At 35.9% G+C, this 12,103-nt stretch carries 15 protein-coding genes; 14 read left to right on the plus strand and 1 reads right to left on the minus strand.

What is annotated here, in order from left to right; all coding sequences use genetic code 11:
- Window positions 1–70 precede the first annotated feature (70 nt).
- From recR to CSC80_RS13455, 14 genes are all read left to right on the plus strand, one after another.
- A complete protein-coding gene (recR, locus tag CSC80_RS13390) occupies window positions 71–691 on the plus strand; it encodes a recombination mediator RecR (protein WP_058105688.1) in 621 nt (206 codons plus the stop codon).
- A 90-nt stretch (window positions 692–781) separates the two neighbouring features.
- The gene (locus CSC80_RS13395; protein WP_099192506.1) at window positions 782–2,224 is read left to right on the plus strand and encodes a dihydrolipoamide acetyltransferase family protein; all 1,443 of its coding nucleotides are present in this window, start codon (window positions 782–784) and stop codon (window positions 2,222–2,224) included.
- Window positions 2,225–2,387: 163 nt separating this feature from the next.
- Window positions 2,388–3,164, plus strand: coding sequence for a 3'-5' exonuclease (locus CSC80_RS13400; protein WP_099192507.1), 777 nt, complete (start codon window positions 2,388–2,390; stop codon window positions 3,162–3,164).
- A gap of 2 nt (window positions 3,165–3,166) precedes the next feature.
- On the plus strand, window positions 3,167–4,081 hold the full coding sequence (locus tag CSC80_RS13405) for a carboxypeptidase-like regulatory domain-containing protein (protein ID WP_099192508.1): 915 nt from the start codon (window positions 3,167–3,169) through the stop codon (window positions 4,079–4,081).
- A gap of 6 nt (window positions 4,082–4,087) precedes the next feature.
- Complete coding sequence (locus CSC80_RS13410) at window positions 4,088–4,699, plus strand: fumarylacetoacetate hydrolase family protein (RefSeq protein ID WP_071340025.1); 612 nt, start codon at window positions 4,088–4,090, stop codon at window positions 4,697–4,699.
- A complete protein-coding gene (locus CSC80_RS13415; protein ID WP_058105693.1) occupies window positions 4,699–5,037 on the plus strand; it encodes an Hpt domain-containing protein in 339 nt (112 codons plus the stop codon). The genes CSC80_RS13410 and CSC80_RS13415 overlap by 1 nt, the downstream gene beginning before the upstream one ends.
- Window positions 5,037–6,287, plus strand: coding sequence for a competence/damage-inducible protein A (locus CSC80_RS13420; protein WP_099192509.1), 1,251 nt, complete (start codon window positions 5,037–5,039; stop codon window positions 6,285–6,287). Before CSC80_RS13415 ends, CSC80_RS13420 begins: the two co-directional genes overlap by 1 nt.
- A gap of 69 nt (window positions 6,288–6,356) precedes the next feature.
- On the plus strand, window positions 6,357–6,596 hold the full coding sequence (rpmB, locus tag CSC80_RS13425) for a 50S ribosomal protein L28 (RefSeq protein WP_036155860.1): 240 nt from the start codon (window positions 6,357–6,359) through the stop codon (window positions 6,594–6,596).
- A gap of 21 nt (window positions 6,597–6,617) precedes the next feature.
- Window positions 6,618–6,800 (plus strand): 50S ribosomal protein L33, encoded by a 183-nt coding sequence (gene rpmG, locus CSC80_RS13430; protein WP_058105695.1) that lies wholly within the window; start codon window positions 6,618–6,620, stop codon window positions 6,798–6,800.
- 36 nt (window positions 6,801–6,836) lie between these two features.
- Window positions 6,837–6,989, plus strand: coding sequence for a DUF4295 domain-containing protein (locus CSC80_RS13435; protein WP_071340023.1), 153 nt, complete (start codon window positions 6,837–6,839; stop codon window positions 6,987–6,989).
- Between the two features lie 86 nt (window positions 6,990–7,075).
- A complete protein-coding gene (gene ftsY / locus CSC80_RS13440; RefSeq protein ID WP_071340022.1) occupies window positions 7,076–8,032 on the plus strand; it encodes a signal recognition particle-docking protein FtsY in 957 nt (318 codons plus the stop codon).
- A gap of 59 nt (window positions 8,033–8,091) precedes the next feature.
- Window positions 8,092–8,916: a DUF2911 domain-containing protein gene (locus CSC80_RS13445; RefSeq protein ID WP_099192510.1), complete on the plus strand. Its 825-nt coding sequence runs from the start codon at window positions 8,092–8,094 to the stop codon at window positions 8,914–8,916.
- A gap of 4 nt (window positions 8,917–8,920) precedes the next feature.
- A complete protein-coding gene (locus CSC80_RS13450; RefSeq protein ID WP_099192511.1) occupies window positions 8,921–10,603 on the plus strand; it encodes an amidase family protein in 1,683 nt (560 codons plus the stop codon).
- A gap of 16 nt (window positions 10,604–10,619) precedes the next feature.
- On the plus strand, window positions 10,620–11,465 hold the full coding sequence (locus CSC80_RS13455; RefSeq protein WP_099192512.1) for a metallophosphoesterase: 846 nt from the start codon (window positions 10,620–10,622) through the stop codon (window positions 11,463–11,465).
- 12 nt (window positions 11,466–11,477) lie between these two features.
- On the opposite strand, the gene CSC80_RS13460 is transcribed toward CSC80_RS13455, so the two are convergent.
- Window positions 11,478–12,080 (minus strand): nitroreductase family protein, encoded by a 603-nt coding sequence (locus tag CSC80_RS13460; RefSeq protein WP_099192513.1) that lies wholly within the window; start codon window positions 12,078–12,080, stop codon window positions 11,478–11,480.
- Window positions 12,081–12,103: the final 23 nt, after the last annotated feature.

Below are 12,103 nucleotides of genomic sequence, written 5' to 3' on the forward strand. Positions count from 1 at the left end.
TGTTAAATTTTAAGAAAACTATACGATACCCTTAATAAGTTTAATCGTAAATTTATACCCATATTTAACTATGGAATTTTCTTCTAAATTATTGGAAAATGCGGTTTATGAAGTCTCGCAGTTACCAGGTATAGGTAAGCGTACAGCTTTACGGCTGGTGCTTCATCTTTTAAAGCAACCAGAACAGCGTACAAGCAATTTGGCTACCTCATTATTGGATTTAAGAAGTAAAATTCAATTTTGTGAAAATTGCCATAATATTTCTGATACGGTGTTGTGTGAAATTTGTGCCAACCCGAAAAGAGATGACGCGTTGGTGTGTGTGGTAGAGGATATTAGGGATGTAATGGCTATTGAAAATACCGGTCAATTTAGAGGCAAGTACCATGTTCTAGGAGGTAAGATTTCGCCAATGGAAGGTATTGGACCGCAAAATTTGAAAATAGGGACCTTGGTAGACAAAGTGAAGAATGGCGTAATAAAGGAGTTGATTTTTGCGTTGAGTTCTACAATGGAGGGCGATACCACCAATTTTTATATTTTTAGACAAATTGAGGGTTTTGAAATAAAAACCTCTACAATAGCAAGAGGTATAGCCGTTGGTGATGAGTTAGAATATGCAGATGAGGTTACCTTAGGGAGAAGTATTTTGAACAGAGTGCCCTTTGAAGGGTCGCTTCGGCAAGATTAACTCTTGGTTTTTAGTTAAGTATCAATAAAAAGGTATTTATTTTATTATTTTTGTAAAAATTACAAACAAAACAAGCTTTAAATTATCGATATGTCAAAATTTGAATTGAAACTACCACGAATGGGAGAGAGTGTTGCAGAAGCAACATTGACATCATGGTTGAAGGAGGTAGGTGATACGATTGAAATGGACGAGCCCATTTTCGAAATTGCCACGGATAAAGTGGATAGTGAAGTGCCTAGTGAGGTAGATGGTGTTTTAATTGAAAAATGTTTCAATGTTGATGATGTTGTTGAAGTTGGGCAAACGGTAGCAATAATACAGGTAGGTGGCGATGTTGAAATAGCAGAACCTGAGCAAAAGGATAAAGAAGTTGAAACGGAAGAGCCTGTGTTACAAGAAATGGTATCTGCAGCAGAATCTGCCGTTATGCATGCCAGGGCCCAAACATCTGTAGCGCAATTGAACGGAACTTCAGATCGCTTTTATTCTCCATTGGTAAAGAATATAGCAAGACAAGAAGGTATTTCTTTTGATGAGTTGGAGACGATTGCAGGAACCGGAAAGGACGGCAGGGTAACCAAAGACGATATTTTAAACTACGTTAAAAAGGGAGAAAGTAATCCTGTAGAAAGAATTTCTGCACCAGAAAGAGCAGCTGTTCAAGAAAGGGTAGCGGTAACACAAAAAGTGGCAGCACCAGAAAAGGTATCTACACCGGTAGAAGAAAAAGTAACGGCACCAGCAGCTCCGGAAAAGGTAGCCCCCGCTACAGCATCTACGCAAGCCCCAACTTCTGAAAAACCTAAAACACAGGTTTCTCGAGGAGATGAGATTATACCAATGTCAAGAATGGGGAAATTGATTGCCAAACATATGACTGACAGTGTTTCCACATCTGCACATGTTCAAAGTTTTATAGAGGTAGATGTAACTAATATTGTTACTTGGAGAAATAAAATAAAGGACGCGTTCTTTAAAAGGGAAGGAGAGAAGTTTACCTACACACCTATTTTTATGGAAGCTGTGGCCAAGGCTTTGAAGAAATATCCTATGATGAATATTTCTGTTGATGGCGATAGCGTAATAAAAAAGAAAAATATTAATATAGGTATGGCCGCTGCTTTACCGGATGGCAATTTAATCGTACCTGTAATTAAAAATGCAGATCAATTAAATTTATTAGGTATAGCTAAAGTTGTAAATGATTTGGCAGACCGATCTAGAAACAATGCCTTAAAACCAGACGAGGTGCAAGGTGGTACCTATACGGTTACCAATGTTGGTACGTTTGGTAGTGTTTTTGGAACTCCCATTATTAATCAGCCACAAGTAGGTATATTGGCATTGGGTGCTATAAGAAAAATTCCTTCGGTAATAGAAACTGCGGAAGGAGATGTAATAGCGGTACGTAGTAAAATGTACTTATCCCATAGTTATGACCATAGAGTGGTCAATGGGGCTTTAGGTAGTATGTTCGCCAAGGCGGTAGCAGATTATCTTGAAAATTGGGATTTGAATAGAGAAGTATAGAATAATTAATTACTAATTGATAACACCTTGCTATATGGTATAGCAAGGTTTTTTTGTTTTAATGTTGATTGTTTTGGTGTTATGTCCTATAAATAAAATTAATCAATACTAAATTTATGTGCCTAAAAAACGAAAAGGTATCTTTGTTAAAAGTAGAACTTGTATGGAATTAAAGCTTACCAGACCAATTTGTTTCTTTGATTTGGAAACAACAGGGGTAAATGTAGCAAAAGATCGTATTGTTGAGATTGCAATATTAAAAGTATACCCTAACGGAAATAAGGAGAGTAAAACTTGGCTTGTAAATCCTGAGATGACAATACCTGAAGAGGTAGTTGCCGTTCATGGAATAACAAATGAGAAGGTTGCCAATGAGCCAACCTTTAAAGAACTATCTAAGGAAATTTATAAAATGATCAAGGATAGTGATTTGGGAGGTTTTAATTCAGATAGGTTTGATATTCCCTTATTAGCTGAAGAATTGTTACGGGCAGATATAGATTTTGATATGAAAAACACGGTATCTGTAGATGTGCAGACCATTTTTCATAAAATGGAAAAGCGTACTTTGGAAGCTGCATATAGATTCTATTGTGACAAAGAACTTACCGATGCGCATAGTGCGGCAGCCGATACCAATGCTACTTACGAAGTTTTGCTTTCCCAATTGGACAGGTATCCGGATTTGGAAAATAATGTCAAAAAACTATCGGAATTTTCTAGAAGAAAACAATCGGTTGATTTTGCAGGTTTTATTGCTTTGGATGAAGATGGTGAAGAGGTATTTGCTTTTGGTAAACACAAAGGCAAAAAAGTACATGCGGTATTGGAAAATGAACCTGGTTATTTTGGATGGATGTTAAATGCCGATTTTCCATTGTACACCAAAAAAATACTTACTCAGATTAAATTGAGCAAATTAAACAACAAGTTGAGTTGATCATGCGTACTCTATTAATAATTTTTTTATTGATTTTTGGTACTGTTCATGCTCAAGAGGTTTTGGTTGAAGGGCATGTTTTAGATGAGAAGACAAAAACACCCGTACCTTATGCCAATGTTAGTTTTTTAAAAACACTTAAAGGAACTTCAAGTGATGAAGACGGCTATTTTTATATAGACGTACCGGAATCTTACTTGGAGCGTGAGGTGCATATTTCGGCACTTGGTTTTAAGGACACCATAATACCGGCTAAAATTATTTCTCAAAAAAAGAAGATTCATCTTAAAGAAGAAACTTTTGAGCTTGAGGAAGTGGTTGTGTCGCAAAGCTTGGGAGATTCTCAGGTATTGAACCCGGTGAGCTCATATAGTATAAAAAGTGGATTTTCATCGGCAGAGACTCCTTGGGTATTGGCATTGTATTTTCCAAATATAGGAGCTTCTAAAAAATTTATTGAGAAAATAACCATTCACGTACAGCAGAATAGTAAATTTAAAAGAGCATCATCTAAATTTAGGCTTAGGGTGTATGATGTGGATAAGAAAACGCAGAAACCAAACCATGATTTAATACGTAAAAGTATAATTCTGGAGAGTTCTAAAACTGAGGATTTTGTATCTATAGATTTATCTAGTATGAATATCAAAATGCCCGATGAAGGTGTTTATATTGGGTTAGAATGGTTGTTCTTGCCTTATAATTGGTATACAAATACCTATAAACATGCTATCACCAACAAAAAAGTTGTTGAAGATAGATTTGCACCTACCTTTGCTGCAGTATATCAGAAAAACCAAAATTTTAAGACCATGGTTTATGGTATGGGAGAGTGGAGTGATTTTGCAATTAAGGCACCAGGTAATAATGAGAATTTAATACCTGCGGTAAGTTTAAAATTGTCGAAGAAAAGATAGATTGAAATGAAGATTATTTGTATCGGTAGAAATTATACGGCCCATATCAATGAGTTGGAAAATGAAAGACCAGAAGAGCCTGTTGTTTTCATAAAGCCAGATTCATCGGTGTTGCCAAAACAACAAGATTTTTATATTCCGGAATTTTCAAATGATGTACATTATGAAGTTGAGGTTTTGGTGAAGATCAAGAAAGTAGGAAAACATATTAGTAAAGAATTTGCACCCACCTATTACGATGAAATTGGTTTAGGTATAGATTTTACGGCAAGAGATTTACAATCTAAACTAAAAGAAAAAGGCTTGCCATGGGAGAAAGCCAAAGGTTTTGATGGTGCAGCGGTAATAGGGGAGTGGTTACCAAAAACCGATTTTGAAAATATCAACGACTTAAATTTTACGTTGGTAAAGAACAATGAGGTGGTGCAAAAAGGCAATACCAGTTTAATGCTTTGGAAGATTGATGAGATTATAGCTTACGTGTCAACATTCTTTATGTTGAAAAAAGGAGATATTATTTTTACAGGAACTCCGGCCGGTGTTGGCAAAATAAGTCCAAATGACTATCTTTCGGGGAGTTTGGAAGATAAAGAACTTTTTACCTTAAAAATTAAATAATGATTTATAACCTTGATAAGATTAATGAGATGGCAGAAGGAGATCAGGATTTTATAAATTCTGTTATTTCTGTTTTTTTGGAAGAAGTGCCCGAAGATTTAGAGGCTTTAGAGAATGCCTTGCAAGCTAAAGACCATGATCAAGTATATAAATTGGCCCATAAAATTAAACCTAACGTAGATTTGTTGGGTATGGAGCAAACACGTGCCATAGCCTTAGAAATTGAGACCCTTGGTAAACAAGAGGCGAATATGGCTGAGATCGAGACAAAATTTCCATTGCTTAAGACAGATATTAATCAAGTAGTGGCAGAACTAAAAAATGACTTTCAGTTATAATGCTTGCTGAAATTATTACCATTGGCGATGAGATTCTCATTGGTCAAGTTGTAGATACCAATTCCGCTTTCATAGGAAAAGAACTCAATAAAATTGGTATTTCGGTTTATCAGATAACATCTATACAAGATGAACGGGTTCATATGTTGAATGCTTTTAAAGAAGCATCTGAGCGCGTTGACGTTGTAATTATTACCGGCGGTCTGGGACCCACCAAAGATGACATTACTAAACACACTTTGTGTGAGTTTTTTAATGATGAACTTGTAGAGAATGCGCAGGTTCTAGCCCATGTAGAAGAGCTTTTTGCAAAGTATATAAGTAATACACCAATTTCCGATATTAATAGAATGCAAGCTTTGGTGCCAAGTAAGGCCGAGGTTTTGCATAATGTCAATGGCACAGCTCCAGGAATGTTGATGAGAAAAGGAGAGGTAACATTTGTGTCGTTGCCAGGTGTACCTTTTGAGATGAAGCATTTATTGAAATCTTCGGTAATACCAAAGTTAGTAAACTATTACAAGCGACCACATATAATGCATAGAACAATAGTAACCTATGGTATGGGAGAAAGTGCTATTGCAAAACGAATAGAAGCATGGGAAAATGCATTGCCTTCTAATATAAAGTTGGCATATTTACCCAGTTTAGGTAAAGTTAGGCTTCGTTTATCTGGTAAATCGGTCGACTATGACGAGTTGGTAACCGCAATGAATCTACAGAGTGAAAAGCTGTTTCCATTGATTGATGATATTGTTTATGGTTTAGAAGATGATCAAAGTCTAGAAGAAATAGTAGCTAAATTATTGATTGATAAAAGTTTTACGCTTTCTACGGCTGAAAGTTTTACGGGTGGTATGATCGCAGAGAAACTAACTTCGTTACCTGGGGCATCTGGCTATTTTAAGGGGAGTGTGGTCAGTTATGCTACCGAAACTAAAATTAATGTGCTAAAAGTACCGATCAAATTAGTAGAAGACTATTCTGTGGTAAGTGCAGAGGTTGCCGTTGCCATGGCAAAAGGTGCCAAAAAATTGATGAAAACTGATTTTGCAATTGCAACAACCGGCAATGCAGGACCTACAAAAGGAGACTCAAAAGCAGATGTTGGAACAGTATTTATTGCAATTGATGGTCCTACCTCACAATTTGTGCAAAAATTTCAAATGGGAAGCACTCGTGAACGGGTTGTGGAAAAGTCTGTAAATAAGGCATTTGAGCTGATTCAAAAAGAAATTTTAAAAATGTGAACTTTATTGTTGTTGGAACGATAAAAAAGATATAAATTTGCACCCTGTTTAAAAGAAAAAGTCAGCACGATGTCAAAAGTTTGTGAAATTACGGGAAAGAAGGCGATGTTTGGAAACAATGTTTCGTTTTCAATTAATAAGACGAGAAGAAGATTTGATGTAAATCTATCTAAGAAGCGTTTTTACATTCCAGAAGAAGACCGTTGGATTACACTTAAAGTTTCTACAAGAGCTTTAAAGAGTATCAATAAGAAAGGAATATCTGCTGTTTTAAAAGAAGCAAAAGCAAAAGGATTCGTAATTAAGTAATCTGGAAAATAGAGCGTTAAGATGGCAAAGAAAGGCAATAGAATACAAGTTATATTAGAGTGCACTGAGCACAAAGAATCTGGTCAACCAGGTACTTCAAGATATATTACTACAAAGAACAAGAAAAATACTCCTGAGAGATTGGAAATTAAAAAATTCAATCCTATTCTTAAGAGAATGACCGTTCATAAAGAAATTAAATAGATTTTCATATTAGGAAATCACAAAAAATTATAAGTCATGGCTAAGAAGACCGTAGCAAGTTTACAGACAAGTTCTAAAAGATTGACAAAGGCTATAAAAATGGTTAAGTCACCAAAATCAGGTGCTTACGTTTTTGTTGAGCAAGTAATGCCACCAGAATTGGTAGATGCTTGGATCGCCAAGAAATAAGAATTATAACTTTTAGTAGTTATTGAGCCCCTTTCCTACGAAAGGGGCTTTTTAATTTTTATATTTGAATAACCATATGATGAACAATGAGCTTATTTAAAAAAATATTTTCTTCCCAGAAAAAAGAAACCTTGGATAAAGGTTTGGAAAAAACGAAAACCAGCTTTTTTTCTAAATTAGGTAAAGCGGTTGCCGGTAAGTCAAAAGTAGATGATGATGTATTGGATAATCTTGAAGAAGTATTGGTGTCTTCAGATGTAGGGGTAGACACAACTTTAAAGATTATTGAAAGAATTGAAGCTAGGGTAGCACGTGATAAATATGTGGGTACAGACGAGCTGAATTCAATTTTAAGAAGTGAGATTGCAGCACTTTTGTCCGAAACCAATGACGGTGACATATCTGATATACAAATTCCCAAAGATAAAAAGCCATATGTAATTATGGTAGTAGGTGTCAACGGGGTTGGTAAAACTACGACCATTGGTAAATTAGCACATAGATTTAAAAACCAAGGTTTAAAAGTTGTATTAGGTGCGGCAGATACGTTTAGGGCAGCAGCTATTGATCAATTGCAGGTTTGGGCAGATCGTGTAGATGTTCCTATTGTAAAACAACAAATGGGTAGTGACCCTGCATCCGTAGCTTTTGATACGCTTAGTTCTGCAGTTACTCAAGATGCAGACGTAGTAATTATCGATACCGCTGGGCGTTTACATAACAAGGTGAATTTAATGAACGAGTTGACCAAGGTAAAACGCGTTATGCAAAAAGTGGTAGAAGATACACCGCATGAAGTCTTGTTGGTCCTTGATGGTTCTACAGGTCAAAATGCATTTGAACAGGCTAAGCAGTTTACGAAGGCCACAGAAGTAACGGCATTGGCCATTACCAAATTAGATGGTACTGCAAAAGGTGGGGTGGTCATCGGAATTTCTGATCAATTTAAGATTCCTGTAAAATATATTGGAGTGGGTGAAGGTATTGAAGATTTACAGGCATTTAATAAGTACGAATTTGTAGATTCATTCTTTAAGATTTAAAATTGAGATACGGCTGGTTCATTTTTCCTCTTTTATTATGTAATCTGAGCTGGGGGCAAATGAACCACCCAAAAGCTAGTCCCTTCGCCAGGATTGAGCAAGAAATAGGGCTCTCAAAAATTACCGTAGAGTATTCGCGGCCATCTGCCAAGGGTCGTACATTATTTGGTAATCAACCTAATGGAGCACCAGGCTTAGTGCCTTATGGACGTATTTGGCGGGTAGGGGCAAATGAGTCAACTAAAATTACGTTTAGTACCAACGTAATAATCTGTGATAATTCTTTGGAAAAGGGTACTTATGCCCTTTATGCATTTCCAAATGAAAACAAATGGGAAATCGTATTCCATAAAAATCTAACGCATTGGGGAGATGGTAGAAAGAATTACGACCCCAATGAAGATGTACTACGTATTGCTTTAGTGCCAACCGAAGTGAAAGATTTTCAAGAAATTTTTCTGATTTCATTCGATGATATCAATCACAACGGAACATTGATGAACTGGAATTGGGGAACAACACAAATATCTATACCCATTCATTTTGATACCAAGGCTATCATGAAAGTGCAAATAGCGGATAAACTTTCAAATGCTCCTAGTGCCCAAACGTATTATGAAATTGCTAGATATTATCAGGAGCAAAATATACATACAAATGAGGCAAAAGAGTATGTTGAAAGGGCTATTGAATTAGGTGGCGATACTTATTATTTTCATAGAGTACGCTCATTAATATTGGCTGATCTAAAAATGTTTGATAAAGCAATCACAGCAGCAAAAATTTCTATGAAATTGGCGGAGAAGGAGGGGAAAGATGAATTTGTTCGCCTCAATCAAGATAATATTGCATATTGGAAAGCGCTTAGCATAACTAAACAATAAGAATATGAAAAAACTCCTTTTGTTAATGGTCATCATTTTTTTGGGTGCCTGTAAAACTGAACAGGATACAAAAGAAAGGCATGAAATTGTTCTTTGGACTCCCTATGACGATTCATTAGAAGTAGCTGGTAATGCCGATCATGATAATACTCGTATGCGGTACAAATTGATTCAATCTAAAGTGCTTGATAAAAATGAAGTGTTCAGACCGCTATATAAAGAGGTTTCTAACCTGACGGAAGAAGAATACAAACTACTGCTGCCTATGATTTTAGAGCAAGATATTTTTGTAATTCGAAATCATATCAAAGAAGGGAGATTAACTTATGAGGACCTGGTTCTGTTTTATTTATACCGTATTTATAAATATGAATTGGATAATGCCACAACGTTAAATACCGTAATTGCTCTTAATGAAGATGTGGTTCAACAAGCTCGCGAGTTGGACGCGCAAAATGAAAAGGGAGTTGCCACCCAAATACAACATCCAATTTATGGCATGCCCATATTGTTAAAGGATAATATTAATACCGTAGGAATGAAAACGACGGCCGGTTCAATTGCTCTTATGGAAAATAAAACGGAAGATTCATTTATAGTACGGCAACTTAAAAAGAATGGCGCTTTAATTTTGGGTAAGGTAAATTTAAGCGAGTGGGCTTATTTTTTATGTTCAGGTTGCCCAGTAGGGTATAGCGCATATGGTGGTCAAACTTTGAACCCCTATGGTCGTAGAATATTTGAAACAGGCGGTTCCAGTTCTGGTAGTGGAACTGCAGTTGCGGCAAACTATGCAGTAGCGGCTGTTGGTACAGAGACATCAGGGTCTATATTGTCACCTAGTAGTCAAAATTCTGTTGTGGGCTTAAAACCAACCATAGGTTTATTAAGTAGGTCAGGAATAGTTCCTATATCCAGTACTTTGGACACTCCCGGTCCTATGACCAAAAATGTAAAGGACAATGCTATTTTATTATCGGCTATGTTGGGTTATGATGAGGTGGATAGCGCATCTGTGGAAGATAACTATCCGGGCATTTTATCCGCAGGCCTGAATCCTGAACCTCTAAATGAAATTAGGTTAGGAGCCATTAAAGAGCTAATGGAATCTGATAGTATCTATAGAAAAACTATAGATAAATTAAAAAATGAAGGTGCTACAATCATAGAAATAGTACCTCCGGAAGTAAGTATGGACGGATTCTTAAGTATACTAAATATTGACATGCGAAATGATTTACCCTCTTATTTAAGGAATTATACGGATTCTAACTTAGTGAAGATAAAATCTATTGAAGATGCAGTAGCATTCAATAATAATGATTCTTTAGAAAGAATCCCTTATGGTCAAGCACTATTTAATGGCATAGTTTCAGATACCACAACTAGCTCAGAATTAGAGGAAATAAAACTGAATTTAGAAAAAAATGGACGAACGTTTTTTAATTCAGCTATGGATAAGAATAGGTTAGATGCAATACTTTCTATTAATAATTATCATGCAGGTTATGCCGCTGTTGCAAAATATCCGGCGCTTACAGTGCCAATGGGTTATAAGCCATCTGGAGAACCAATTAGTCTAACTTTTATAGGCAAACAATTCACTGAAGCCAAATTGCTTAGAATTGGTAAAGCATATGAAGAAAAATTTCCTGTCAGGATCATGCCTACAGACTACAGAAATTAAAATCGTTCTAGGTGTCATGAAAAGAAGGGGATTTATAAAGAACACTTTTCGATGGGGAGCGGGATTAGGGTTGTTGGTCGGTTTATATAGTTGGCAAATAGAGCCTTTTTGGCTGAAATATGTTCATTTAAAAATGCCATTAAAAAACTTACCTGATGCCCTTGTAGGTAAAACACTGATGCAGATTAGTGATATACATATCGGTAATTCGTTCGACTATCAATATATCGTAGATTCGTTTCAAGATGCACAAAAGTTGAATCCTGATTTTGTAGTCTATACTGGAGATTATGTAACCTATGAAAATAATGAACAAATCGATCAGTTGAATGAGGTGCTACAATATGTGGTAAAGGGTACTTTAGGTACTATAGGTATTCTAGGTAATCATGATTATGGTATCGACTTTGTCGAAGAGCCTGTGGCAAAGACCATCACTGAAAGTTTAAGGGCAGTAGGCGTCACCATGTTGAGAAATGATGCCATTGAAATAGACGGACTCAATTTTTTGGGAATGGATGATTTTTGGGGAAGTAATTTCTATCCTTTGAAAGCTACCACTAAATATAGGCCTGAAATGGCGAATATCACTTTATGTCACAATCCTGATGTATGCGATTTACCTGTTTGGAACAATTTTAAGGGGTGGATATTATCTGGTCATACCCACGGTGGGCAAGTAAAACCACCATTTTTGCCCGCTCCATTACTTCCTGTAAAAAATAAAAATTACGATGCAGGTATTAAAAAATTGGGAGAAGGAAAAACGCTTTATATAAACAGTGCCATAGGATGTCTTCGCCAAGTACGCTTAAATGTAAGACCAGAGATTACGGTTTTTGAGCTTACAAAAGAAGTTTAAGGTATTCTGTAGTTAATCAATGGATTGTATTACAGTCTCGGAAGGTAATCTAAATTTACCTATTAAATTGGGTTGTGTGCTATCTTCCTTATGCCTGTAGCCGATTGCAACCGAAAATAAAACTTTATGATCTTTGAGTTTTAGAATTTCCTTGTATTTTTCAGGTTCAATACCTTCCATGGGTGTAGAGTCTATTTCCATAGCTGCACAGGCTGCCAAAAAGAAACCTAATGTTATGTATACTTGATGGGTAAGCCAATTAATGGTTTTTTCATGCGGTTGTGGTTTTACAAATTGTTTATAGAACCTCACAGAACCTTCATTTAGATTTTCTTCAACTCTTCTTTCAAATTCTAGCAAGTTGTCCATAACGCTAAATACAACTAAATGACTAGCATCCTTAATTTTGGAAGCATTAAAATAAGATGCTTCGGCTAAATCATCTTTTATTTGTTCATTCGATACAAAAGTAAATAACCATGGTTGGCTGTTAATTGAAGAAGGACTTAGTTTGAGTATATCCTTTAAATCTTGAATATCTGAATTTGATATCTTACGGGTTGCATCATATTTTTTAGTTGTGTACCTATTTTCTGCAAATTGCTTAAAGTCCATTGTATCTAAATTGATTTATTTCT

This window comes from Maribacter sp. 6B07 (assembly GCF_002700155.1).
Lineage (GTDB): Bacteria > Bacteroidota > Bacteroidia > Flavobacteriales > Flavobacteriaceae > Maribacter > Maribacter dokdonensis.

What these genes read in the sequence shown, in the direction of transcription:
- CSC80_RS13450 (WP_099192511.1), top strand. Translation starts at nt 8,921, where the DNA reads ATGAAAAAACTCCTTTTGTTAATGGTCATCATTTTTTTGGGTGCCTGT.
- CSC80_RS13395 (WP_099192506.1), top strand. Translation starts at nt 782, where the DNA reads ATGTCAAAATTTGAATTGAAACTACCACGAATGGGAGAGAGTGTTGCA.
- CSC80_RS13405 (WP_099192508.1), top strand. Translation starts at nt 3,167, where the DNA reads ATGCGTACTCTATTAATAATTTTTTTATTGATTTTTGGTACTGTTCAT.
- CSC80_RS13455 (WP_099192512.1), top strand. Translation starts at nt 10,620, where the DNA reads ATGAAAAGAAGGGGATTTATAAAGAACACTTTTCGATGGGGAGCGGGA.
- CSC80_RS13415 (WP_058105693.1), top strand. Translation starts at nt 4,699, where the DNA reads ATGATTTATAACCTTGATAAGATTAATGAGATGGCAGAAGGAGATCAG.
- CSC80_RS13410 (WP_071340025.1), top strand. Translation starts at nt 4,088, where the DNA reads ATGAAGATTATTTGTATCGGTAGAAATTATACGGCCCATATCAATGAG.
- ftsY (WP_071340022.1), top strand. Translation starts at nt 7,076, where the DNA reads ATGAGCTTATTTAAAAAAATATTTTCTTCCCAGAAAAAAGAAACCTTG.
- rpmG (WP_058105695.1), top strand. Translation starts at nt 6,618, where the DNA reads ATGGCAAAGAAAGGCAATAGAATACAAGTTATATTAGAGTGCACTGAG.
- CSC80_RS13420 (WP_099192509.1), top strand. Translation starts at nt 5,037, where the DNA reads ATGCTTGCTGAAATTATTACCATTGGCGATGAGATTCTCATTGGTCAA.
- CSC80_RS13435 (WP_071340023.1), top strand. Translation starts at nt 6,837, where the DNA reads ATGGCTAAGAAGACCGTAGCAAGTTTACAGACAAGTTCTAAAAGATTG.
- CSC80_RS13460 (WP_099192513.1), bottom strand. Translation starts at nt 12,080, where the DNA reads ATGGACTTTAAGCAATTTGCAGAAAATAGGTACACAACTAAAAAATAT.
- recR (WP_058105688.1), top strand. Translation starts at nt 71, where the DNA reads ATGGAATTTTCTTCTAAATTATTGGAAAATGCGGTTTATGAAGTCTCG.
- CSC80_RS13445 (WP_099192510.1), top strand. Translation starts at nt 8,092, where the DNA reads ATGAACCACCCAAAAGCTAGTCCCTTCGCCAGGATTGAGCAAGAAATA.
- CSC80_RS13400 (WP_099192507.1), top strand. Translation starts at nt 2,388, where the DNA reads ATGGAATTAAAGCTTACCAGACCAATTTGTTTCTTTGATTTGGAAACA.
- rpmB (WP_036155860.1), top strand. Translation starts at nt 6,357, where the DNA reads ATGTCAAAAGTTTGTGAAATTACGGGAAAGAAGGCGATGTTTGGAAAC.